General features: G+C 63.0%; 17 protein-coding genes. 8 read left to right on the top strand and 9 right to left on the bottom strand.

Features of this window, described 5'->3' with window-relative positions:
• The first annotated feature begins 149 nt into the window (after positions 1–149).
• Positions 150–410, top strand: a complete 261-nt coding sequence (locus H620_RS0115620; RefSeq protein ID WP_027907608.1) for a DUF1652 domain-containing protein — start codon at positions 150–152, stop codon at positions 408–410.
• On the opposite strand, the gene H620_RS0115615 is transcribed toward H620_RS0115620, so the two are convergent.
• From H620_RS0115615 to H620_RS0115575, 9 genes are all read right to left on the bottom strand, one after another.
• Positions 407–2,494: a putative bifunctional diguanylate cyclase/phosphodiesterase gene (locus H620_RS0115615; protein WP_023380351.1), complete on the bottom strand. Its 2,088-nt coding sequence runs from the start codon at positions 2,492–2,494 to the stop codon at positions 407–409. The two genes, H620_RS0115620 and H620_RS0115615, sit on opposite strands and share 4 nt — an antisense overlap.
• Before the next feature lie 169 nt (positions 2,495–2,663).
• Complete coding sequence (locus H620_RS0115610) at positions 2,664–4,151, bottom strand: efflux transporter outer membrane subunit (protein ID WP_023380350.1); 1,488 nt, start codon at positions 4,149–4,151, stop codon at positions 2,664–2,666.
• Positions 4,148–7,255, bottom strand: a complete 3,108-nt coding sequence (locus H620_RS0115605; RefSeq protein ID WP_027907607.1) for an efflux RND transporter permease subunit — start codon at positions 7,253–7,255, stop codon at positions 4,148–4,150. The genes H620_RS0115610 and H620_RS0115605 overlap by 4 nt, the downstream gene beginning before the upstream one ends.
• Positions 7,252–10,350: an MdtB/MuxB family multidrug efflux RND transporter permease subunit gene (locus tag H620_RS0115600; protein ID WP_027907606.1), complete on the bottom strand. Its 3,099-nt coding sequence runs from the start codon at positions 10,348–10,350 to the stop codon at positions 7,252–7,254. The genes H620_RS0115605 and H620_RS0115600 overlap by 4 nt, the downstream gene beginning before the upstream one ends.
• Positions 10,347–11,627, bottom strand: a complete 1,281-nt coding sequence (locus H620_RS0115595) for an MdtA/MuxA family multidrug efflux RND transporter periplasmic adaptor subunit (RefSeq protein ID WP_027907605.1) — start codon at positions 11,625–11,627, stop codon at positions 10,347–10,349. The genes H620_RS0115600 and H620_RS0115595 overlap by 4 nt, the downstream gene beginning before the upstream one ends.
• A 271-nt stretch (positions 11,628–11,898) precedes the next feature.
• The gene (tpx, locus tag H620_RS0115590) at positions 11,899–12,399 is read right to left on the bottom strand and encodes a thiol peroxidase (protein ID WP_023380346.1); all 501 of its coding nucleotides are present in this window, start codon (positions 12,397–12,399) and stop codon (positions 11,899–11,901) included.
• 168 nt (positions 12,400–12,567) lie between these two features.
• Positions 12,568–13,848: a serine/threonine transporter gene (locus tag H620_RS0115585; RefSeq protein WP_023380345.1), complete on the bottom strand. Its 1,281-nt coding sequence runs from the start codon at positions 13,846–13,848 to the stop codon at positions 12,568–12,570.
• A gap of 216 nt (positions 13,849–14,064) precedes the next feature.
• Positions 14,065–15,261: an amino acid aminotransferase gene (locus H620_RS0115580; protein ID WP_027907604.1), complete on the bottom strand. Its 1,197-nt coding sequence runs from the start codon at positions 15,259–15,261 to the stop codon at positions 14,065–14,067.
• 260 nt (positions 15,262–15,521) lie between these two features.
• Positions 15,522–16,547: an Ldh family oxidoreductase gene (locus H620_RS0115575; RefSeq protein ID WP_027907603.1), complete on the bottom strand. Its 1,026-nt coding sequence runs from the start codon at positions 16,545–16,547 to the stop codon at positions 15,522–15,524.
• 142 nt (positions 16,548–16,689) lie between these two features.
• Between H620_RS0115575 and H620_RS0115570 the strand changes: the two genes are divergently transcribed.
• The 7 genes from H620_RS0115570 (at position 16,690) to H620_RS0115540 (ending at position 23,143) form a co-directional block, all read left to right on the top strand.
• The gene (locus H620_RS0115570; RefSeq protein WP_023380341.1) at positions 16,690–17,562 is read left to right on the top strand and encodes a MurR/RpiR family transcriptional regulator; all 873 of its coding nucleotides are present in this window, start codon (positions 16,690–16,692) and stop codon (positions 17,560–17,562) included.
• Between the two features lie 21 nt (positions 17,563–17,583).
• Complete coding sequence (locus tag H620_RS0115565; protein WP_027907602.1) at positions 17,584–18,336, top strand: transporter substrate-binding domain-containing protein; 753 nt, start codon at positions 17,584–17,586, stop codon at positions 18,334–18,336.
• A gap of 131 nt (positions 18,337–18,467) precedes the next feature.
• Positions 18,468–19,187 carry an ABC transporter permease gene (locus tag H620_RS0115560; RefSeq protein WP_023380339.1) on the top strand — a complete coding sequence of 240 codons (720 nt, stop codon included), beginning with the start codon at positions 18,468–18,470 and terminating at the stop codon, positions 19,185–19,187.
• Complete coding sequence (locus tag H620_RS0115555; RefSeq protein WP_023380338.1) at positions 19,184–19,894, top strand: ABC transporter permease; 711 nt, start codon at positions 19,184–19,186, stop codon at positions 19,892–19,894. Before H620_RS0115560 ends, H620_RS0115555 begins: the two co-directional genes overlap by 4 nt.
• Before the next feature lie 16 nt (positions 19,895–19,910).
• Positions 19,911–21,155 (top strand): NAD(P)/FAD-dependent oxidoreductase, encoded by a 1,245-nt coding sequence (locus tag H620_RS0115550; RefSeq protein WP_023380337.1) that lies wholly within the window; start codon positions 19,911–19,913, stop codon positions 21,153–21,155.
• A 22-nt stretch (positions 21,156–21,177) separates the two neighbouring features.
• Positions 21,178–21,960, top strand: coding sequence for an amino acid ABC transporter ATP-binding protein (locus tag H620_RS0115545; RefSeq protein WP_023380336.1), 783 nt, complete (start codon positions 21,178–21,180; stop codon positions 21,958–21,960).
• Between the two features lie 370 nt (positions 21,961–22,330).
• Positions 22,331–23,143 carry a gamma-glutamyl-gamma-aminobutyrate hydrolase family protein gene (locus H620_RS0115540; RefSeq protein ID WP_023380334.1) on the top strand — a complete coding sequence of 271 codons (813 nt, stop codon included), beginning with the start codon at positions 22,331–22,333 and terminating at the stop codon, positions 23,141–23,143.
• Positions 23,144–23,581: the final 438 nt, after the last annotated feature.

Genomic DNA, 23,581 nt, shown 5'->3' with positions numbered 1-23,581 from the left:
CATGACGGATCTGTGACCGCCTTCAAGCCTTCATGCAATTGTCTTGAGCGGCGCGGGACAATGGCGATCCAAGTGCTATGGTTAAGTTCCCGGCAACCGCGCATGCGGCCATCCAAACGAGGCGTCCAGGACTGGACAAGGAGGCTGGCTTGAACAAAATGACGTTCCCCAACGCCTGCCAGGTGATGCGTTGGCATTTCCATCCGCTGGGCTTCGAGGCCAGCATGGATGCACCGCGCAGCATGGTCGCCCGCCTGTTCGACCGCGCCACGGGGCAAACCCTGCTCGCCATTGCCGGTATCCCCTGCGCAGCCATCATGGCGGCCTCCGACGTGGAACGGATCATCGAAGCCGTCGAGGCCGAGATGGAGGCGTTCGTGCCTGCCATGGCACTGCGCGACGCAGGTTAAGCCACTGCGTCGCTCGCCTGACGCAACGCCTGCAGCTTGTCCATGAACTGCTCGGCCGGCACCGGCTGCCCGAGCAGATAACCCTGTAACGAATCGCACCCCAGACGGGTCAGAAAAGCCTGCTGGCGGTCGGTTTCCACTCCCTCGGCGACGATCCGCAGGCCCAACGCCTGACCCAATGCGACAATCGCCGAAACGATGGCCGCATCGTCGCTGTCTTGCTCCAGGTCGCGCACAAAACCTCGGTCGATCTTCAGCTCGTTGGCTGGTAGGCGCTTGAGGTACATCAGGCTGGAATAGCCAGTACCGAAATCGTCGATGGACAGGTCGACCCCCATGTCGGCCAGGCGCTGCAGTACCGTGAGGCTGGCATCGGCATCGTGCATCGCTGTGGTTTCGGTGATTTCCAGGGTCAGCCGGTTGGCCGGCAGGTTGTTTGCGCGCAACGCTCGGGCAACGCTGTCGACCAGCCCGGCATGGCAGAATTGAATCGCCGAGAGGTTGACCGCAATGCGCCAGTCCTCGTGCCCCTGCTCCATCCAGGCGCGCATCTGTCGGCAGGCTTCCTGCATCACCCATTCGCCGATGGGAATGATCAGACCGGTCTTCTCCGCCAGGCCAATGAAGCGGTCTGGCAACAGCAGCCCGTGCTGGGGGTGCTCCCAGCGCAACAGGGCCTCGGCACCGATGGGGCGGCAGGCCTGGGCATCGAACTTGGGCTGGTAATGCAGACGGAACTGGCCCAGCTCAAGGGCCACGCGCAGGTCCTGGAGCAGTTGCAGCTGCTGACGGGCATTGCTGTTCATCGACACGTCGAAGAAGCTGTAGCCATTCTTGCCGGCGCTCTTGGCGTGATACATCGCGGCGTCGGCATTACGCAGCAGTTCGTGCTGGTCCTGGCCATTGCCGGGATAAAGCACGATGCCCAGGCTTGCCGACAATTGCAGGTCATGTTCGGCAACGCGGAAGGGACGCGATACCAGGTTGACCTGCTTGACCGCCACGCCCATGGCATCGTCCGGTTCCTGAAGCTCCACCAACAGCACGAATTCATCGCCGCCAATCCGTGCCAGGGTGTCCTGGCTGTGCAGATGGCCTCGCAGGCGCGCCGCCACCTCCTTGAGCAGCTGATCGCCCACATGATGACCAAAGGCGTCATTTACCGGCTTGAAGCCGTCCAGATCGATGAACATCAGCGCAAAACAACCGCCCTGCTCCGCCACCTTGCGGATGGCTTGCTCGATGCGGTCGGCCAGTAGTGTACGGTTGGGCAAGCCGGTCAGGGTATCGTGCAGGGCCAGTTGGATCAGCTCCTGGTTGGCCCGTGTCAGCGAGCGGGCAAGCTCGGCCGTGCGCGCTTCCAGACGGGCGTCGAGCACCGAGGTGAGCAACGCTACCGACAGCACCGCCAGCGTGGTGATCAGCACCAGGTAGACCAGCCCGTCACCCTTGAGCCCCTCTGCCAACGCACCGCAGTAACTGCCTTCGGGAAAATTCGCCGCGGCCATGCCGGTGAAGTGCATGCCGACGATGGCGAAGCCCATGATGATCGCCGCCAGGCCGCGAACATGCCGGACATAAGGCGTATGCTGGCGTAGCCGGAAAGCGATCCACAAGGCTGCCGCCGAGGCACTCGCGGCAATGGCCAGGGATGCGCTGAACAATACCGGGTCGTAGTCGATCCCTGGCAGCATGCGCAACGCGGCCATGCCGGTGTAGTGCATGAAGCTGATGCCGGCTCCCATGATCAGTGCACCGAACCCCAACTGCGTCCAGGGCAGGCTCGGCTGGCTGACCAGCCACAAAGCGAAAGCCGAGGACAACACGGCGATCAACAGCGAGAACGCGGTGAGGCCGAAGTCGTAGCCCAGCTGGATAGGTAGGCTGAAGGCAAGCATGCCAATGAAGTGCATCGACCAGATGCCAATACCCATGGCCAGCGCTCCGCCCACCATCCACAGATGAACAGCCCGGCCTTTGGCCGTGGCGATGCGCCCCGTCAGGTCGAGGGCGGTGTAGGACGCTAGAATCGCCACGCACAGCGAAATCAGCACCAGCGAGGAAGAGTAGCTACCGGTCAGCATCAGGAGTTCCAGCGTCGGGACGAAGGGCCCGGAAAAAGCTGACGATTGTACTCAAGCGTTAGCGAAACGCACGGGGTTTTTGCGAATGGGAACGGATCCAGGCTGCTGTCAAGGTCGACCGCCAGCCAGCCCGCTCCGGGAGAGAGAAGCTGGCTGGCGACGGTACCTGTCACTCCTGCCGGGCGAACGCCTCGTCGGACTGCCAGCCACCGCCAAGCGCGGCAATCAGCTGGACGCTCGCGACCAACCGCCCCTGCAGCACGTTGAGCACGCTGCGCTCGTTGCTCAATGCCGTGGTCTGCACGTTCACCACATCCAAATAGCCAATCAAGCCTGCACGATACTGGTTCTCGGTCAGTCGCAACGACTCACGCGCGGCATCCAGCGCCTCTTGACGCACCACCGCTTCGTCGGCGTAGACCTTGAGCTGCACCAGGTAGTTCTCGACTTCCTTGAAGCTGTCGAGCACCGTCTGCCGATACTGCGCCACCGTCTGGTCATACACCGCCACGGTGCGATCCACCTCGGCGCTACGTTTGCCAGCATCGAACAGGGTCATGGCCAGCGATGGCCCCACCGACCAGTAACGGTTGGGCAGCTCGATCCAGTTGCTGAAACTGCTGCTGGAATAACCGCCGCTCATGCTCAGGGACAAGTCGGGGAAGTATGCCGCGCGAGACACGCCGATGTTGGCGTTGGCAGCCATTACATTGCGCTCGGCTGACGCGATGTCGGGGCGACGTTCGAGCAATTGCGACGGCAATGTTACCGGAATGTCCGGCAACGCCGGTATCGACTGGTTATCAGCCAGGCTGAATTCGGCCGGGGCCTTGCCCATCAGCACCGCAATGGCGTTCTCGAACTGGGCGCGCTGCCACACCAGGTCGATCAGGTCGGCCTGGGTGCTCTTGAGCTGGGTCCGGGCCTGGGCCACCGCATCGGGCCCGGCGACGCCCGCTCGGTACTGGTTTTCGGTCATCCGCAGCGACCGCTGGTAGGCGGCCACCGTGGCCTCCAGCAAGCGCTTCTGCTCGTCGATGACCCGCAGTTGCAGGTAGTTCTGCACCAGCTCCGACTGCTGGCTCAGGCGAATGGCCGCCAGATCGGCAAGACTGGCTTCAGCGCTCGCCTCATTGGCATTGAGCGTTTCACGCAACTTGCCCCACAGGTCGATCTCCCAGCTCACCCCCAGCTGCGCGTTGTAGGTGTTGCGGATGCCGCTGCTGTTGTTGGACAAGCTCGAACTGCTGCTACCGGTGCCCTGGGCCGAGCGGTTCTTGCTGGTGGTCAGGTCCAGGCTGGGGAACAGCGAGGCACGGCTGCTGCGCACCAGCGCCTGGGCCTGACGATACTGGGCTTCGGACTGGGCGACGGTCTGATTGCTGCGATTGAGCTCCTCGACCAGCGCGTTGAGCCCGGCATCGCCGTAGATCTCCCACCACGCCCCACGGTCAATGGCATCGGACGGCTTGGCCTGGGTCCAACCTTCGGCCTGCTTGAACTGGACCGGGGTGCTCATCTGCGGACGATGGTAGTCGGGGCTCAGGGTACAGGCACTCAGCAGCGCCACGCACAGCCCCGCGCCGACCAGGCGCGAGCCACGCCCACGTGTCAGTAACTGCAGGGCACGGTGAAGAGGTGTCTGGGCAAAGTTCATAGCGGGGTTTCCAGGGCGGCGTCGGTGCGCACGCCACGCCAACGGTTGAATCGGTGACGCAAACGGTCGAGGTACAGGTATACCACCGGCGTCGTGTAGAGGGTCAGGACCTGGCTGACCACCAGGCCGCCAATGATGGTCAGGCCCAGGGGCTGGCGCATTTCAGCGCCTTCGGCGCGGCTGAGCAGCAATGGCAAGGCCCCCAGAATAGCCGCCAGAGTGGTCATCAGAATCGGTCGCAAGCGCAACAGGCAGGCCTGTCGAATCGACTCCTCCGGCGTGAAGCCCTGGTGACGCTCAAGCTGCAAGGCCAGGTCGATCATGAGGATGGCGTTCTTCTTTACCACCCCAATCAGCAGGAACAGCCCCAGCAGCGAAATCAGACTGAACTCGCCACCGGTGGCGTAAAGCGCGAGCAAGGCTCCAACCCCAGCCGAAGGCAGGGTCGAAAGGATGGTCAACGGGTGAATGTAGCTTTCATACAGAATGCCCAGCACCAGGTACACCAGCACCAGGGCGCCGAGGATCATCAGTGGCTGGCCTTCCTGAGTTTTGGCAAAAGCATCGGCAGTACCGCCGAGCTTGGCGATCACCTCTTCAGGCAGGCCAACCTTGGCCACCGCCCGCTCCACCGCGCTCATGGCCTGGTCGGGGCTGTAGCCTTCGGCGACGTCGAACGCGATGTCTTCGGAGGCGAACTGCCCCTCGTGGCTGACCCGGTCGTTGGCCAGGCTGTTCTCGTAACGGGCGATGGTTGACAGTGGTACCCGGGCACCGTCGGCGGTGATGACCTGGACCTGCTCGAGCGTGGTCGGGTCCCAGGCGTATTTCGGGTTGATCTCCAACACCACCTGGTACTGGTTGAGGCTGTCGTAGATGGTGGAGATCTGCCGCTGGCTGTAGGCGTTGTTGAGCACGGTGGTAACCATGTCCATGTCGATGCCCAGGCGCTTGGCCTGGTCACGATCGACCACCAGGGTCACTTGCTGGGTACCCGAGCCGTCACGGGCGTCGATGGCGGTCAGCTCCGGCAGCGCACGCAAGGCGGCGACCACTTTCGGGAACCATTCGCGCAGCGCCGCCAGGTCGCCGCTCTGCAAGGTGTAGAGGTACTGCGACGAAGTCTGGTCGCGACCACCGCCGCCCAACTGCAGGTCCTGGTCGGCCATCAGGAACAGTCGCCCACCCGGCACCTTGGGCATTTCCTTGCGCAAGCGTTCGATGACACGCTGAGCGTTGATCTTTCGTTCGCCGATCGGTTTCAGACGCACCAGCACCATGGCATTGTTGGTACCGCTGTTGCCGCCGATGAAGCCGGCGACACTCTGTACCGCCGGATCGGCCAGCAAGGCGCGTCGGTAGATTTCCATCTTCGGCTGCATCACGCTGAACGACAGGCCGTCGTCACCGCGAATGAAGCCGATCAGCTGGCCGGTATCCTGCTGCGGCATCAGGGTCTTGGGCACCACCACGTACAAGGCGATGTTGACCCCGATGGTCAGCAACAGGCTGATCAGGGTCAGTCGCTTGTGGCGCAGGGCCCAGCCCAGGCTACGATCGTAGGCATCGACCATACCCTGGTGGAGCTGGTCGCTCCAGCGTTGCAGGCGAGTCTGCTCGCGGTGCTGCGCCTTGAGCCAGCGGGCGCAGAGCATCGGCGTCAGGGTCAGGGAAACCACCAGCGAGACGATGATTGCCGCCGCGAGCGTGACCGAGAACTCCAGGAACAGGCTGCGCACGATACCGCCCATGAACAGGATCGAGACGAACACCGCCACCAGCGAGACGTTCATCGACAGCAAGGTGAACCCCACCTCCTTGGCGCCGAGGAACGCAGCGCGCATCGGAGGTTCGCCGCCCTCGATATGCCGGGAGATGTTCTCCAGCACCACGATCGCGTCATCCACCACCAGACCGGTGGCCAGGATCAGCGCCATCAGCGACAGGTTGTTGAGCGAGAAGCCGCAGAGGTACATGACCGCGAAGGTGCCCACCAGCGACACCGGCACCGCCAGGCTAGGAATCAGCGAAGCACGCAGGTTGCCGAGGAACAGGTAGACCACCAGGATCACCAGCACCACGGCGATCAGCAGGGTATGTTCGGCCTCCTTCAAGGTGGCCTTGATCACCGGCGAGCGGTCCATGGCCACGTTCAGCTTGACGCTGGCCGGCAACAGCGACTCCAACGCCGGGAGCTGTGCCTTGATCTGGTCGACGGTTTCGATAATGTTGGCACCGCTCTGGCGATTGACCACCAGCAACACCGCGCTCTGGTCGTTGAAGAAACCGCTGTTGTAGCGGTTCTCCACCCCGTCGGTGATGGTAGCCACGTCGGACAGGCGCAGGATCGTGCCATTTTCCTGCCGGATCACGATCGGCGCGTAGTCCTCGGCTTTTTCCAGCTGGTCGTTGGCACGCACCTGCCAGTTGCGATCGGCATCCTCGACAAAACCCATGGGCCGCCGCTGGTTGGCATTGGCCACCGCTGTGCGCACTTCGTCCAGCGACAGGCTGTACTGGTTGAGCAGTTGCGGCTCCACCGCGATACGCACTGCCGGCAACGAGCTACCGCCGATCTGCACCTCGCCTACCCCACTCACCTGGGCCAGGCTCTGGGACAGGATGGTGTCTGCAAGATCGTACAGCTGGCCTTTCTGCAGCACATCCGACGTCAACGACAGCACCATGATCGGCGCCTGGGACGGGTTGATCTTCTTGTAGGTGGGCATGCTGCGCATGCCACTGGGCAGCAGGTTGCGAGTGGCATTGATCGCCGCCTGCACCTCGCGCGCCGCGCCATCGATGTCACGGCCCTGTTCGAAGCCGATGATCACCCGGGTCGAGCCCTGGTTCGAACTACTGGTCAGGGTGGTGACGCCGGCGATGGTGCCCAGCTTGCGCTCCAGCGGCGTGGCGACCGTGGCCGCCATGACTTCGGGGCTGGCACCGGCCAGGTTGGCCTGTACCACGATCACCGGGAAGTCGATCTGCGGCAACGGTGCCACAGGCAACAGGCCGAAACTGACGCCACCGAGCAACATGATCGCCAGGCTCAGCAGCATGGTCGCCACGGGGCGACGGATGAAAGGTCCGGACAGGTTCATGCCTCGGCCTGCTTCACGTCAGCGACCGGACGCCAGCGGCGCGCCAGGCGGTCGAAGTACAGGTAGATGACCGGCGTGGTGAACAGCGTCAGCACCTGGCTGACCAGCAGCCCGCCGACCATCACCAGGCCCAGGGGTTGTCGCAGCTCGGCACCGGAGCCGGTCGCCAGCATCAACGGCACGGCGCCGAACAGCGCCGCCAGGGTGGTCATCAGGATTGGCCGGAAGCGCAGCAGCGCAGCCTGGTAGATCGCGTCACGCGGTGCCATGCCCTGGTTGCGCTCGGCTTCGAGGGCGAAGTCGATCATCATGATCGCGTTCTTCTTGACGATGCCGATGAGCAAGATGATGCCGATGATGGCGATCATACCCAGGTCGTTGCCGCTCAGGATCAGCGCCAGCAAGGCACCGACGGCTGCCGATGGCAGGGTCGAGAGGATGGTTATCGGGTGGATGTAACTCTCGTAGAGCACGCCCAGCACGATGTACATGGTCACCACGGCGGCCAGGATCAGCAGCAAGGTGCTCGACAGCGAGGCCTGGAAAGCTTCGGCGGCGCCCTGGAAGCGGGTCTGCACGCCAATCGGCATGCCGATCTCCTGCTGCACCTGCTCGATCACCTTCACTGCCTCGCCCAGGGACGCGCCATGGGCCAGGTTGAACGACATCATCACCGCCGGGAACTGGCCAATGTGCGAAATGGCCAGCTGGGCCTGGCGCTGCTCGATGCGCGCCAGTGCCGACAGCCGCACCTGGCCACCGTCTGAAGCCTTGACGTGGATCGACTCCAGGGCCTGTGGGCCAATGCTCGCCGCGGTCTGGGACTGCAGCACCACACGGTACTGGCTGGCCTGAGTATAGATGGTCGAGATCTGCCGCTGACCGAAGGCGTCATACAGGGCATTGGTGATTTGCGACACGTTGATGCCAAGGCGGCTGGCCATGTCGCGGTCGATCACCAGGTACACCTGCAGGCCTTTGTCCTGCAGGTCGCTGGCCACGTCCTGAAGTTCGGGACGCTGCTGCAGAGCCTGGACCAGCTTGCCGCTCCATTGCGCCAGCAACTCGGCGTCGGGCGACGACAAGCTGAACTGGTACTGGGTGCGGCTGACCCTGTCTTCGATGCTCAGGTCTTGCACCGGCTGCATGAACAGGCGAATGCCCACCAGTTTGTCGAGCTGCGGTTGCAGGCGCTCGATGACTTGCGCAGCAGTCACATCGCGATCGCCGTGGGGCTTGAGGTTGATCAGCAGACGGCCGCTATTGAGCGTGGCATTGTCGCCGTCCACGCCTATGTAGGATGACAGGCTTTGCACCGCAGGGTCTTGCAGGATCACTTTGCTCAAGGCCTGCTGGCGTTCGCTCATGGCGGCGAACGAAGTCGATTGCGGAGCTTCGGAAATACCCTGGATCACGCCGGTGTCCTGGGCCGGAAAGAAGCCCTTGGGCACTGCCAGGTACAACACCACCGTCAGTGCCAGGCTCGCCACCGCCACCAGCAGGGTCAGCGGCTGGTGCCGGAGCACCCATTGCAGGCCACGACCATAGTGCGCGATCAGCCAGTCGATCCAGGCGCCGCTGGCGCGATAGAAGCGGCCCTGCGCTTCAGGCTTGGGCTCACGCTTGAGCAAGCGCGCGCACATCATTGGGGTCAGGGTCAGCGACACCACCAGCGAAATCAGGATCGCCACCGCGAGGGTAATGGCGAATTCACGGAACAGCCGGCCGACCACATCGGCCATGAACAACAGCGGGATCAGCACCGCGATCAGCGAGAAGGTCAGGGAAACCAGGGTGAAGCCGATCTGCCGGGCGCCCTTGAGCGCCGCCTGCATGGGGGGTTCGCCTTCCTCGATATGACGGGAGATGTTCTCCAGCATGACGATGGCGTCGTCCACCACGAAGCCAGTGGCGATGGTCAGGGCCATCAGTGTCAGGTTGTTGATCGAAAAACCGGCCAGGTACATCACGCCGAAGGTACCGATCAGCGACAGCGGCACGGCGATCGAAGGAATGAGGGTTGCACTGACGCGACGCAGGAACACGAACGTGACCATGACCACCAGGACAATGGCGATAAGCAGCTCGTGCTGCACGTCCTTGACCGCTGCGCGGATGGTCTGGGTGCGGTCGGTCAGCACTGAAACGTCCAGGCCGGCAGGCAGGTTGTCGGTGATCGTTGGCAGCATCTGCTTGATCCGGTCGACCACTTCGATGACGTTGGCGCCCGGCTGGCGCTGGATGTTCAGCAGCACGGCCTGGTTCTCGTTGGCCCAGGCGGCCAGGCGCTCGTTCTCGGCGCCGTCGACGATCTCGGCGACATCCTTGAGGCGCAGTGGCGCACCGTTGTTGTACGCCAGGATCAGGTTGGCGTACTCCTCGGGCGAGCGCAGTTGGTCGTTGGCATCGAGCATCGACACCCGGGTCGGGCCATCGAAGTTGCCCTTGGGTTGGTTGACGTTGGACGCGCCGATCAAGGTGCGCACGTCTTCGAGATTAAGGCCGTTGGCAGCCAGGGCGTCGACGTTGACCTTGATACGTACCGCCTGGCGCTGGCCGCCGGCGATGCTGACCATGCCCACGCCGCTAATCTGGGCGATTTTCTGCGCCACGCGGGTATCCACCAGGTCGTTGAGCTTGGGCAACGGCATGGTCTTGGAGGCAATGGCCAGGGTCAGCACCGGGGTGTCCGCGGGGTTGACCTTGTTGTACACCGGCGGTGCAGGCAGGTCGCTGGGCAGCAGGTTGTTGGCGGCGTTGATCGCGGCCTGCACCTGTTGCTCGGCAACGTCCATGTTCATGTCCAGGCTGAAGCGCAGGGTCAGCACCGAAGCCCCACCCGAGCTGGTCGAGGCCATCTGGGTAAGGCCTGGCATCTGGCCGAACTGGCGCTCCAGCGGTGCGGTGACCGCGCTGGTCATGACCTGAGGGCTGGCACCGGGATACAGGGTCATGACCCGGATGGTCGGGTAATCGACCTGGGGCAAGGCCGAGACCGGCAGCAGTTTGTAGGCAATCAGGCCGGCCAGGACGATGGCCAGCATGCTCAGCGTGGTTGCGACCGGGCGCAGGATGAACAGGCGCGAGAGGTTCATGCGCCCGCCTTGCCTGCTTCACCCGCCTGGGCCGAACCTTTGGCATCCTGGCCCTGCAGGTGCTGACCGGGCGTGGTGGGGACCTGCGAGCTGTCTTCCACCACCTCCACCTGGGTGCCTTCTCGCAGGCGGTCGGTACCTTCGAGCACCAGTCGGTCGCCTGCGGCCAGGCCTTCGAGGATCACGCTGTGCTCGCCGTCGCTGGCGCCGACCTTCAGCTTGCGGATGTTGACTTTGTTATCGGCATTGACGACGTAGGCGAAGGTGCCATCGTTTCCGAACTGGATGGCCGCTGCAGGGGCAAGCACCACCTGTTTGAGGGTGTCGGCCAGCAGGCGCACGTTGACGAACTGGTTGGGAAACAAGGCTTGGTCCTTGTTCTCGAAACGGCCTTTGAACTTGAGGGTTCCAGTGGTGGTATCAATCTGGTTGTCCAGGCTGCCCAGCACGCCAGTCGATTGCAGCTTGCTGTCGCTGCGGTCCCAGGCCTCGACGGGCAGGCTGGCGCCACTGCGGTAGCGCTCGAGCACCCTGCTCAGTTCGGTTTCCGGCAAGGTGAACGTGACACTGATCGGTTCGGTCTGGGTGATGACCACCAGGGCCGTGGTGTCATTGGCGGCGACCAGGTTGCCCAGGTCGAGCTGGCGCAGGCCTACACGGCCGCTGATCGGCGCACGAATCTGGGTGAAATCGAGGTTCAAACGGGCATCGTTGACCTGCGCCTGGTTGGTCTTGACCAAGCCCTGGAACTGCGCGACCTTGGCTTCGGCGGTATCCAGGGTCTGCTTGGCGATGCTGTCTTCGGCGTACAAACCTTTGTAACGCGCCAGGTCGACCTGGGCGTTCTTCAGTTGCGCCTGGTTTTGCGCCAGGGTGCCTTCAGCCTGCTGCAAGGCGATGCGGTAGCTGCGCGGGTCGATTTCAGCGAGCAGGTCACCGGCCTTGACCTGCTGGCCTTCCTTGAAGTGGATCTTCACCAGTTCGCCTGCAACCCGGCTACGCACATTGACCGTGTTGGTCGCCGTTACCGTGCCGAGGGCTTTGTAGTAGAGCGGGAAGTCGCCAACCCGCACCGGTTCGACCCGCACCGGCACCGGGTCGGTGGATGCACCGAAGCCTGGGCGCCCCTTGCCCATTCCCATGCCCATGCGACCACCACCGGCCTCTTTATGTGCCGGCGTTGCAGGCCACAACCACCAGGCCAGCAGGGCCACCAGCAGCAGGATCAGCAGGCCAACGAGCCAGCGACGGGGGGAACGGGAGACAGAAGCTTGCATGGATTGAACGAACCTTGTTCAGAAAAGGACGGCTTGGAAAGTTTGAACGATAAGCACTGGCTTCGTTTTAGCAAAGGCCCTTTACCAGAGGTTTACCTTCGGCTGACGTTGCCAAGATGCTGAACTTTAAATGAAAACGGCCCGGAACGCGTTCCGGGCCGTTTACAGGGTATTGCTTGAAGCCCTAGTACCGGGCGCCTGCAAGCACTGCGATGTCAGGTGCCGGCGACAGGGCCGGAGCAGGCCACAACGGCCTGCCCCCACGCAGCGTTTACTTCAGAACCGCCAGCGCCGCCGCGTAGTTCGGCTCGTCAGCGATTTCGCCAACCAGCTCGCTGTGCAGCACGTTATCATTTTCGTCCAGCACTACCACGGCGCGGGCGGCCAGCCCAGCCAGCGGGCCATCGGCGATGGCTACGCCATAGTTCTCCAGGAACTCGCGGCCGCGCAGGGTCGACAGGTTCTTCACGTTTTCCAGGCCTTCGGCACCACAGAAACGCGCCTGGGCGAATGGCAGGTCGGCGGAGATGCACAGCACCACGGTGTTGGCGACGTCGTTGGCCTGGGCGTTGAACTTACGCACGGAGGTGGCGCAGGTTGGCGTGTCGACGCTTGGGAAGATGTTCAGCACCTTACGCTTGCCGGCGAAGTCCTTCAGCGAGGTGTCGGCCAGATTGCCAGCGACCAGCGAGAAAGCGGGAGCCTGGGCACCGACTTTTGGCAGCTCGCCGTTCACCTGAACCGGGTTGCCTTTGAGAGTCACTTGAGCCATGGGCAGAAATCCTTATGCGGGGTTTGAAAAGGACACTGAGTTAAGCATGAAGGCAGCCGGGTGCCTATGGGTGGCGGAGAAATTGTTTTATTGCCGGACAATTCTTGTGGACAAAAAAATGTCCGGATGGCCACAGACCATCCGGACATTTTTAGTTTTGGCGGTGGATTAGCCCAGCAGGCCGTAGACCACCGAGGTCAGTGCGACCAGGCCGACCACAACGACGAAGACGTTGGACAGCGCCCCGCTGTACTTGCGCATCGACGGCACGCGACGGATGGCGTACATCGGCATCAGGAACAGCAGTACCGCGATGATCGGGCCGCCCAGCGACTCGATCATGCCGAGGATGCTCGGGTTGAGCGTGGCGACGATCCAGCACACCACCAGCATCAGCGCGGCGACCACGCGATCCAGGGTCTTGGCGCCGGGGCGCAGGCCAGCCTTGGCGATGATGCCCTTGAGGCCTTCGCTGGCACCGATGTAGTGCCCCAGGAACGACTTGGCGATGGCGATGAAGGCGATCAGCGGCGCGGCAAAGGCGATGGTCGGGTTGCTGAAGTGGTTGGCCAGGTACGAGAGGATCGACAAGTTCTGCGCCTTGGCTTCGGCCAGCTGGGCGCTGCTAAGGGTCAGCACGCAGCTGAAGACGAAGAACAGCACCATGGCCACCATCAGCAGGTGGGCACGGGCCAGGATCTGGCCGCTGCGCTCGTCGGCGTGCTCACCGTAGCGACGCTTCTGGTCCACCGCGAACGCGGAAATGATGGGCGAGTGGTTGAACGAGAACACCATCACCGGAATCGCCAGCCACACGGTGTGCAGAAAGGCCGAACCGGACGGCACCTGGTTGGCACTGTCCAGGATACCGCCGGTCCAGTGCGGCACCAGGTAAAGGCCCAGCAGCGCCAGGGCGACGATGAACGGATAGACCAGCAGGCTCATGACCTTGACCGTGGCCTGCTCACCGCAACGGACGATGGCCAGCAGGCCGAGGATCAGCACGAACGAGAGGATCGCGCGTGGCGGCGGGGTCATGTGCAGCTGGTGCTCCATGAAGCTGCTCACCGTGTTGGTCAACGCCACGCTGTAGATAAGCAGGATCGGAAAGATGGCGAAGAAGTAAAGCACGGTGATCAGGGCACCGGCTTTGAGCCCGAAATGCTCTTCCACCACTTCGGTGATATCGCCACCGTTGCGCCCCGACAGCACGAAACGGGTCAGGCCACGGTGGGCGAAATACGTCATGGGGAACGCCAACGCGGCGAGGATCAGCAACGGCCAGAAACCGCCGAGGCCTGCGTTGATCGGCAGGAACAGGGTTCCAGCGCCGATGGCTGTGCCGAACAGGCCCAGCATCCAGGTGGTGTCGTGACGCGACCAGCTGCCGAGGGTGGCGGGGGTCGATTCTGCAAAGCGTTGTTCAACGCTTGGGGCCTGCTCATTCATTCCGGGTGAAGCTCCACTCGCAAGACTGCAACAGGCTGAGAATGGCGAAATAGACGTTTCGCCCAACTCAACCGGAAAAGAGGGGCGCGATTGTGCCTGCAAAGGTTGCACTTGGGGAAGCCCCGTCCGAGGGACGGTTGCACTTGTCTTTACAAGAGGCGGTGTTACCGGACAAGCCACATCGCCGGCCTACCGGCGATGGGCTGTGATGAAGGCTTACTTCTGGACGGCAGCGAACGCTTCGGCAACCCGTTGCAGGTTGGCCGGGCGCAGGCCCGACATGCACACGCGGCCGCTGTCGATCAGGTACACCCCGAACTCGTCACGCAGGCGACGCACCTGCTCGACGCTGAAGCCGGTGTAGCTGAACATGCCGCGCTGGCGCAGGAAGAACTGGAAGTCCTGGCCTGGCAGCAATACCGCCAGGGCGTCCACCAGGGCCTGACGCATGTCGAGGATGCGCTTGCGCATGACTTCGACTTCCGCGACCCACTGGGCGTTGAGGGCCGGGTCGCCGAGCACGCCGGCCACCAACTGGGCACCGAAGTTGGGCGGGCTGGAGTAGTTGCGGCGCACGGTGGCCTTGAGCTGGCCGAGCACGCTCTGGGTGGTGGCTTCGTCGTCGCAGACCACCGACAGCCCCCCTACCCGCTCGCCATACAGCGAGAAGATCTTCGAGAACGAGTTGCTGACCAAGCACGGCACGCCGGCGCGGGCCATTTCACGGATGGCGTAGGCGTCTTCCACCAGGCCCTCGCCGAAGCCCTGGTAAGCGATGTCGAGGAACGGAATCAGGTTGCGCGCCTTGACCACTTCCACCACTTGTTGCCACTGGTTCTGCTCCAGGTCGGCACCCGTAGGGTTGTGGCAGCATGGGTGCAGCAGGACGATGCTGTTTTCCGGCAGGGTCTGCAGGGTGGCGAGCATGCCGGCGAAGTCCACGCCACGGGTGGCCTGGTCGAAGTACGGATAGGTGTGGACCTTGAAACCGGCACCTTCGAAGATGGCACGGTGGTTATCCCAGGTCGGGTTGCTGACCCAGACTTCGGAGCCTGGGAAGTAGCGTTTGAGGAAGTCGGCACCGACTTTCAGCGCGCCGGAACCACCGACGGTCTGCACGGTGGCCACACGCTTGCCGGTGACGGCCGGGTGGTCAGCACCGAACAGCAGCGCCTGGATGGCCTGACGGTAGCTGGCCAGGCCTTCCATCGGCAGGTACAGCGAGGCTTCGTGGTCCTGGCCCGCGATGCGTTTTTCCACCGCATCCACAGCCGCCAATTGCGGCACCACGCCGGCCTCATCGTAGTACAGGCCGATACTCAGGTTGACCTTATCGGCGCGTGGGTCGGCCTTGAAAGTCTCCATCAACGAGAGGATCGGGTCGCCGGCATAGGCATCGACATGTTTGAACACAGCGTGCAGCTCCTTGGATCAGGACAGTTCGGAAAGGCTGCCCTGAGGATACCCGGAGTCGGGGCCAAGAAACATCACCTATCGTGCAAGGTTGTCTATGCAAGATTGCATGACGGGAGCGTTTTCTTCGCCCTTTGGATCGAACGCCACCTGCGCGGTGATGGCGAGCAAGGTTCGCCCCTGTCCCGCCATGCCTGTGCGACACGACCAGGTAGGAGCGAGCCGTGCTCGCGACGAAGCAACCTTGGCCTCGAACCCGCTCAGCCAATCATTCCCTGAAGGGCCTCCCACTCACTCTGCGTCAACGCCACCCCTTGCTCATCGGCCATTTCGCGCTCGCGGTAGCGGCGCTCGCCAGGCATGCGCGTCAACCCCACGGCCTGCATCTGCTCGACCAGCTCACGGCTGCGCTGGGCAAACCGTTCGCCTTCGGCCTTGCTGGGGTCGATGACGATGATCAACTGCCCGGTCCATGGGGTCTTGGCCCCAGGGTGCTTGGACCAATCGAACTCCCAGGAAAAGTTACCTCCGGTCAGGGCCGCCGCCAGCAGCTCGACCATCATCGACAGTGCCGAGCCCTTGTGTCCACCGAACGGCAACAACGCCCCGCCCTCGAGGATGGCCTTCGGGTCGGTGGTTGGCTGCCCATTGGCATCGACCCCCATGCCTTCAGGCAACTGTTGGCCGGCACGGGCGGCGATTTGCACATCGCCGTGGGCCATGGCGCTGGTGGCCATGTCGAAGACGATGGGGTCATGGTCGGCGCACGGAGCAGCGAAGGCGATGGGGTTAGTACCGAACAACGGCTTGCGTGCGCCATGGGGCACCACACAGGTCATGCTGTTGACCACGCTCAGTGCAACCAGGCCTTCCTCGGCGAACGGCTCGACATCCGGCCACAGGGCCGCGAAATGGTGCGAGTTGTGGATTGCCAACACGGCGATTCCGGCACTGCGGGCCTTTTTCACCAGCAGCGCACGTGCGGCTGCCAAGGCGGGCTGGGCAAAACCGCCCGCCGCATCCACCTGGACATAACCGGAGGCGACATCGGTGACCTGCGGTGTTGCGCGGCCATCGACCCAGCCGCTGGCCAGTGTCGAGACATACCCCGGAATACGGAACACCCCGTGGCTATGGGCGCCGTCGCGCTGGGCGCTGGCACAATTGTGGGCCAGCACTTCGGCCACTGCCTCACTGCAACCGTGGCGCTGGAAAATCGCTTGCAACAGCGCCTGCAACTCGGCGAAAGGCACACGCACGACGGGGCTGGTGGAGGGTGCGGACATCTGAAGCTCCTTATTGGATTTGGAGTGGCTACAGCGTTGGCAACGACAAAAACTTTCCTGCAAGTGACAGCTACCTGTCAAATGTTGACTTGATGACAGAAAACATCCATTTTCTTTTCCACGCCTCACCGGGAGCCACAGCATGAGCCAACCGATCAAGCAACGCCTGGAAAACAGCCTGCAAGGGGCCGCTGCCTCAGGCCGCAAGATCGCCACGTACATGCTCGCCAATCTGCACGAACTGCCATTCCAGACTTCGGCCAGCATCGCTGCCAAGCTGGGTGTCAGCGAATCCAGTGTCGGCCGTTTCTGCCGCGCCCTCGGTTACCCTCACCTCAAAGCGCTCAAGCAAGATCTGCAAAGCGACCTGGGCGACGGCCCCTGGCTGGTGGGTGATCGTCTGCAAGAATACCGCCAGAACCATGACCCCAGCGATATCTCTGGCAGCCTGGAGCTGGAAATGGCCGCCTTGGTACGGGTCCACGAGTATCGTCAGACCGACGCCTGGCACCAGGTCGCCCAGCGCCTGGCGCAGAAACCACGGGTATTCATCGCCGGCTTCCAGACCGAGCGCGGCGTCGCCCTGTGCATGACCCACCTGCTGCAATACCTACGCGATGGCGTGCAACAGGTCGATGGCAGCGCCGGGCACTTCGGCGAAGTGCTGCTCGGGCCCGCCGAACAGAGCGCCCTGGTGGTGTTCGAGGCCCGCCGTTATTCACGCCACGCCCTGCTGCTGTGCCAGAAGGCACGGGCCGCCGGTATACCCGTCACCCTGGTGACCGATACCTTCTGCGACTGGGCAGATGCCCACGCAGACGAAGTGTTCCGCGTACCTACCGAGTTCAATCTGTTCTGGGAATCTACTGCCCCCATGCTGTCGTGGGTGCACCTGATGGTCAACGAGGTCTGCAAGAAGCTCGGACCGGATGTTGAAAGACGCTTGGAAGCAACTGCCGCTCTACATAACGAGTTCGTCGGCTACACCTCGTGGCCGTCGGGCAAACAACAATAGCAAGAGTGCAAGAGGTGCGAGATGAACAAGACCATGGCTATGGTGGGTGCGTGTGCCCTGCTGCTGGCGGGTGCTGCCAGTGCCGAAACCGTGCGCTTCGCCACCGAGGGCGGCTACCCGCCCTTCAACTATGTCGACGCCGATAACAAGCTGCACGGTTTCGACATCGACATTACCTACGCCTTGTGCGAACAGATGAAAGTCGAGTGCACCCTGGTGGCACAAGACTGGGAAGGCATCATTCCGGCGTTGATGGCGCGCAAGTACGATGCCGTGGTCGCCTCGATGATCGACACCGAAGAGCGCCGCAAAAAGATCGCCTTCACCGACCACTACTACCGTACGCCGCTGGCCGTCGCCGTGGCCAAGGACAGCAAGATCGACGACGCCCAGACCACGTTCGAAGGTTACACCGTGGGCGCCCAGTCCTCCTCCACCCAGGCGATCTACGCCGAGGACGTTTACGCCAAGGCCGGCGCCGAGGTGAAGCTCTATCCAACCATGGACGAGGCCAACGCCGACCTGGCAGCCGGCCGCCTGGACGGGGTGATCGCCGACAAGTTCCCGCTGCAGGAGTGGATCAACAAAAATGGCAAGGATTGCTGCAAGATCCTCGGTGATGTGGCCGGGACCAAGGCCGACGCCGCTATCGCGGTGCGCAAGGACGACGATGCGCTTCGCCAGCGATTGAATACCGCCCTGGCCGAGATCGTCGCCAACGGCACTTATCAGAAGATCGCCAGCAAGTACTTCGACTTCGACATCTACAACTGACCTGCTGCCCTGTGGGAGCGGGTTTGCCCGCGAATGCGCCCGACCGGGCGACAGGTGCCGCTGTTGCTGGCACTTTCGCGGATAAACCCGGTCCTGCAGGGAGGGTAAGTGATCCCGCGTGAGGGCTTGTCATGCTCGACCAATTGTCACTTCTGTCGTTCGCCAGCGGAGGCTGGGGCCAGGCCCTGCTGGCCGGTGCCCTGGTCACTGTTTCGCTGGCCCTGGCCTGCCTGCCCATCGGCCTGCCGCTGGGCCTTGGCGTGGCCATGGCTGCGCGTTCTCGCAAACGCCTGCCAAGAGCCTGGGCGACCACCTTTTCCACCGTGTTTCGTGGGCTGCCCGAACTGCTCACCCTGCTCATCATCTATTACGGCTGCCAGATCGCCGCGCAAAAGATCCTGACAGCCATGGGCTATGAAGGTGAGTTCCTGATCAACACCTTCCTGGCCGCCATGGTCGCCTTCAGCCTGGTATTCGCGGCGTTCTCCAGCGAGATCTGGCTGGCCGCTTTCAAGACCCTGCCCAAAGGCCAGTTGGAGGCCTGCTCGGCCCTGGGCCTGGGCAAGCGCACGGCGTTCTTCAAGGTGGTGCTGCCGCAACTGACGCGCATCGCCCTGCCCGGCCTTTCCAACAACTGGCTGTCGTTGCTCAAGGACACCTCGCTGGTCTCGACCATTTCCCTGGTCGACCTGATGCGCCAGACCAATCTGGCAGTCAGCGTGACCAAAGAGCCGATGTTCTTCTATGGCGTTGCCTGCGTGGGCTACCTGCTGTTCTCGGCATTGTCGGGGCGGGTATTCGCCTGGATCGAACGACGCTGCAACCGACATCTGCAAGGAGCACGGGCATGAGCTTCGAACAACTGCTGGGCCTGGTACTAGACCCTGACCTGCTGGAGCGCTACGGGCCACGCTTCGTCGATGGCCTGCTGGTGACCGCGAAACTGGTGGCCATCTCCTTCAGTCTGGGCGCCGTCCTTGGCTTGCTGCTGGCATTGGCGAGGATGTCACACAGCCTGTTGTTGCAGCGCATGGCCGCTGGCTACATCTATTTTTTCCGGGGTTCGCCGCTGCTCGCGCAGCTGTTCCTACTTTATTACGGCCTGGGTTCGCTCAAAGGCTTCTGGCAGGACGTAGGGCTGTGGTGGTTCTTCCGCGAGGCGTGGTTCTGCACCCTGCTGGCCTTCACCCTGAACACCGCGGCGTACCAAGCCGAAATCTTCCGCGGCAGCCTGATGGCGGTCGCCCCAGGGCAGTACGAAGCCGCGCGAGCCTTGAGCCTGAAACGCTCGACCACCTTCTTCAAGGTGATCCTGCCGCAATCGCTGCTGGTGGCCATCGGCCCGCTGGGCAACGAGTTGATCCTGATGATCAAGGCCAGCGCCATCGCTTCGCTGGTGACCATCTACGACCTGATGGGCGTGACCAAGCTGGCCTTCTCGCGCAGCTTCGACTTCCAGATCTACCTGTGGGCCGCTGTGCTCTACCTGGTGATCGTGGAACTGGTACGGCGCCTGCTCAAACACCTGGAAGCCCGCCTGGGCCGCCACTTGAACTGACGGAAGGATACGTTCCATGCATTGCCAGACCCTTGTCCTCGGCGCCGGTATCGTCGGCGTCAGCACCGCGCTGCACCTGCAAGCGCGTGGTCGCCAGGTGATCCTGATCGACCGCGACGAACCCGGCAGCGGTACCAGCCACGGCAACGCGGGCCTGATCGAGCGCTCGAGCGTGATCCCCTACGCGTTCCCCCGCCAACTGGGCGCTCTGCTGCGTTATGGCCTGAACCGCCAGCCCGATGTTCGCTACAGCCTGCTGCACCTGCCCAAGGCAGCGCCATGGCTGCTGCGTTACTGGCGCCAGTCGGCTCCTGGGCGTCTGGCGGGCGCGGCCGCCGACATGCTGCCGCTGGTGCAGCGCTGCGTCGAAGAGCATGACGCGTTGATCGGTGCTGCTGGCCTCGAAGGGCTGGTGCAAGCCAAAGGCTGGATCGAGGTGTACCGCGACCCGGCCCTGTTCGAACAGGCCAAGGCCGAGATCAGGGGGCTTGCCCGCTATGGTCTGCAGTACGAGATTCTCGAGCGCGGCCAGTTGCAGGCGCGAGAGCATCAGCTCGACAGCGCGGTGGTCGGTGGCATTCATTGGCTCGACCCGAAAACCGTGAACAACCCCGGCGCCCTCACCCAGGGTTACGCTGCGCTATTCGTCCAGCGCGGCGGGCAGTTCCTGCATGGCGATGCACGCAGCCTGAGCCAGGTCGCAGGTCGCTGGCAGGTGAACAGCCAGCGCGGCCCGATCACCGCCGACGAAGTCGTCGCCTGCCTCGGCCCGCAATCCGCCCAAGTCTACGAGCGGTTGGGTTACCGCATCCCGCTGGGTATCAAGCGCGGCTACCACATGCACTACGGCACCCGTGACGGTGCACAGCTCGAACATGCGATCTGCGATACACAAGGCGGCTACGTGCTGGCACCGATGGCCCGAGGCGTGCGCCTGACCACCGGCATCGAGTTCGCCGCCAGCGACGCGCCGGGCAATGAAATCCAACTAAGGCGCTGCGAAATCCTGGCCCGCCAACTGTTCCCGGCCCTCGGCGAGCGCCTGGACGACAGCCCTTGGCTCGGTCGTCGCCCCTGCCTGCCGGACATGCGTCCGGTGATCGGGCCTGCGCCAAGGCACAAAGGGCTGTGGTTCAACTTCGGCCATGCCCACCATGGCCTGACCCTGGGCCCGGTCAGCGGCCGCCTGCTGGCCGAGATGGTCACCGGCGAACGGCCATTCACCGACCCTGCGCCTTACAGCGCTGCACGTTTCGACTGAACCCACGCGGGAGAACAACAATATGACCGCCCCCCTGAGCGTTGCCAGCCTTGCTCCTGAACCCGATCCGCGTCCAACGCTGATCAGCATCGAGGGCTTGAACAAGCATTACGGCGCCTTCCATGTATTGCGTGACATCAACCTCAAGGTGCGCGAAGGCGAGCGCATCGTCCTGTGCGGCCCATCCGGCTCGGGCAAGTCGACCCTGATCCGTTGCATCAACCGTCTGGAGGTGGCCGAGCAAGGCACCATTCGGGTCGACGGCACCGACCTTGCTGCGACCAGCCGGCAAGCTGCCCAGGTGCGTAGCGAAATTGGCATGGTATTCCAGCACTTCAACCTGTTTCCGCACATGAGCGTGCTCGACAACTGCCTGCTGGCCCCCACCAGCGTGCGCGGGCTGTCACGCAAGGACGCAGAGGAACGCGCGCGGATGTACCTGAGCAAGGTCGGCATCGAGAGCCAGGCGCACAAGTACCCCAGCCAGCTTTCCGGCGGCCAGCAACAACGGGTTGCGATTGCCCGTGCACTGTGCATGAAGCCGCGGATCATGCTGTTCGACGAACCGACCTCGGCGCTCGACCCGGAGATGGTCGCCGAGGTGCTGGATGTGCTGGTACAACTGGCTGGCACGGGCATGACCATGTTGTGCGTGACCCACGAGATGGGCTTTGCCCGGCAGGTCGCCGAGCGCGTGCTGTTCCTTGAAGGTGGTCAGATCATCGAAGACAGCCCGCCAGAGGTCTTTTTCGGCCAGCCACGCACTGCGCGAGCCAAGGCGTTCCTTGCGCAGATACTGCATTGAGGCCTGATCGTCGGCAAGCCGATGCCTGCTGGGGTTGCGGAGCCTTTGCCGGCGCCGAATTGGCGGCGATTCATTGCACGGCTGCAATGAGCCGACTGCATCGTTAAATATAATTGACCTCACCTTACGTCAAACCCTTGCCGCCTGAGGCTCGCAAGGGTTTAACCCCCCGTATTTCGGCGCCCGCCCCCCATCAAAGCCCCTGCGTGTCGTTTGACATATCGAACGGCTCTGGCAATCTATCGCTTAAGCCCCGACCGGAATCGTCGACTCGGACGAGCCGGCAGTGCTCGGGGCTCCAGGCAGCACAGAAGGCCAAGGCCGTGCGCCTGCACAACAACGACAGGTCGAACCTGTCTCAAGGTGACATATGTCCAACAGCAACATTGGCAGCAAACAACCCTCCCTGCGCAAACCCGTCGTCCTGATGACCATGGGCATGCAAGAGCGCAAAGGCCATGACTACCAGGTCATGACCCACAAATACATCACCCCGCTGGTCGAGTTTTCCGATTGCGTCCCGGTACTGGTGCCCACTTGCTGCGGTACCGAAGACCTGGAGACCTATCTGGACATGGCCGACGGCGTGTACCTGACCGGTGCTGGCAGCAATATCGACCCCACCCTGTACGGCCAGGAAAACGAGACCCCAGGCAAAGGCCAGGACAAGAACCGCGACCTGTTCGATATCCCGCTGGTCAAGGCAGCCATCAAGCGTGGCTTGCCGATCTTCGGCATCTGCCGGGGTATGCAGGAAATCAACGTGGCCCTGGGTGGTGATATCTACCAGAAGGTCTACGCAGAGCCAGGTTTCAACGATCACCGGGAAAACCCGGAAGACCCGGTCGAGGTGCAATACGCCCAGGTCCACAGCGTGAAGATCAAGCCAGGCAGCTGGCTGCGCGAAACGCTCGGTACCGATGAGATCCGCGTCAACTCGCTGCACGGTCAGGGCCTGCGCAATCTGGGTGAAGGCATCGAGCCGATCGCTCACGCCGAAGACGGCCTGGTCGAGGCCATCCACGCGCCAAGCATTTCGCCTTTCCTCTTCGCTGTGCAGTGGCACCCAGAGTGGCAAGCTGCGAAGAACCCTGACTCGATCAAAATGTTCCAGGCCTTTGGCGACGCCTGCCGTGCCCAGGTCCGCAAGGCCCAGGCCGGCAAACGCCACCTGGCGGCTTGATTCCTCTGCTTCGTTAGCTTTGATCGCGGGGCGGCGCAACGTCGCCCCCGTTTCCCCGGTCACCCTCTGCTGGTCCCAGAATACTTCCCGTGGAAGCGGGCGGCGGGCTTGTGCCTGTCTCCGCGATCGTTTTTTCCCTTTTCGCAGCCAGAGATACGATGACTGAGTGTGGTCGTCGTGACAGACCCTACGCCTGCGAGATCGAGCGCCGCCCGCGCGGCGCATCGCGAGCAAGGCTCGCTCCTACGTCTGTTTCGGGCCAACTATGCCTGTGAGATTGCCCGCGAACGCTTTGGCACCTGACGCGATATCAGGTCGTACAAACAAGGCGGTCGCGCATCGCGCCACTGACATCACTGGCCCGAAACAAGCGTAGGAGCGAGCCTTGCTCGCGATGCGCCGCGCGGGCGGCGCTCGATCTCCCCCCCACCGCATACC

This window comes from Pseudomonas taiwanensis DSM 21245, from assembly GCF_000425785.1.
In the GTDB taxonomy this organism is placed as follows: Bacteria; Pseudomonadota; Gammaproteobacteria; order Pseudomonadales; family Pseudomonadaceae; genus Aquipseudomonas; species Aquipseudomonas taiwanensis.
This window is presented reverse-complemented; position numbering and strand designations above follow the sequence as displayed.

Excerpts from the sequence above, each read along its gene's own strand:
- H620_RS0115615 (WP_023380351.1), bottom strand. The coding sequence starts at position 2,494 with ATGCTGACCGGTAGCTACTCTTCCTCGCTGGTGCTGATTTCGCTGTGC.
- H620_RS0115610 (WP_023380350.1), bottom strand. The coding sequence starts at position 4,151 with ATGAACTTTGCCCAGACACCTCTTCACCGTGCCCTGCAGTTACTGACA.
- H620_RS0115605 (WP_027907607.1), bottom strand. The coding sequence starts at position 7,255 with ATGAACCTGTCCGGACCTTTCATCCGTCGCCCCGTGGCGACCATGCTG.
- H620_RS0115600 (WP_027907606.1), bottom strand. The coding sequence starts at position 10,350 with ATGAACCTCTCGCGCCTGTTCATCCTGCGCCCGGTCGCAACCACGCTG.
- H620_RS0115595 (WP_027907605.1), bottom strand. The coding sequence starts at position 11,627 with ATGCAAGCTTCTGTCTCCCGTTCCCCCCGTCGCTGGCTCGTTGGCCTG.
- tpx (WP_023380346.1), bottom strand. The coding sequence starts at position 12,399 with ATGGCTCAAGTGACTCTCAAAGGCAACCCGGTTCAGGTGAACGGCGAG.
- H620_RS0115585 (WP_023380345.1), bottom strand. The coding sequence starts at position 13,848 with ATGAATGAGCAGGCCCCAAGCGTTGAACAACGCTTTGCAGAATCGACC.
- H620_RS0115575 (WP_027907603.1), bottom strand. The coding sequence starts at position 16,547 with ATGTCCGCACCCTCCACCAGCCCCGTCGTGCGTGTGCCTTTCGCCGAG.
- H620_RS0115570 (WP_023380341.1), top strand. The coding sequence starts at position 16,690 with ATGAGCCAACCGATCAAGCAACGCCTGGAAAACAGCCTGCAAGGGGCC.
- H620_RS0115565 (WP_027907602.1), top strand. The coding sequence starts at position 17,584 with ATGAACAAGACCATGGCTATGGTGGGTGCGTGTGCCCTGCTGCTGGCG.
- H620_RS0115560 (WP_023380339.1), top strand. The coding sequence starts at position 18,468 with ATGCTCGACCAATTGTCACTTCTGTCGTTCGCCAGCGGAGGCTGGGGC.
- H620_RS0115555 (WP_023380338.1), top strand. The coding sequence starts at position 19,184 with ATGAGCTTCGAACAACTGCTGGGCCTGGTACTAGACCCTGACCTGCTG.
- H620_RS0115550 (WP_023380337.1), top strand. The coding sequence starts at position 19,911 with ATGCATTGCCAGACCCTTGTCCTCGGCGCCGGTATCGTCGGCGTCAGC.
- H620_RS0115545 (WP_023380336.1), top strand. The coding sequence starts at position 21,178 with ATGACCGCCCCCCTGAGCGTTGCCAGCCTTGCTCCTGAACCCGATCCG.
- H620_RS0115540 (WP_023380334.1), top strand. The coding sequence starts at position 22,331 with ATGTCCAACAGCAACATTGGCAGCAAACAACCCTCCCTGCGCAAACCC.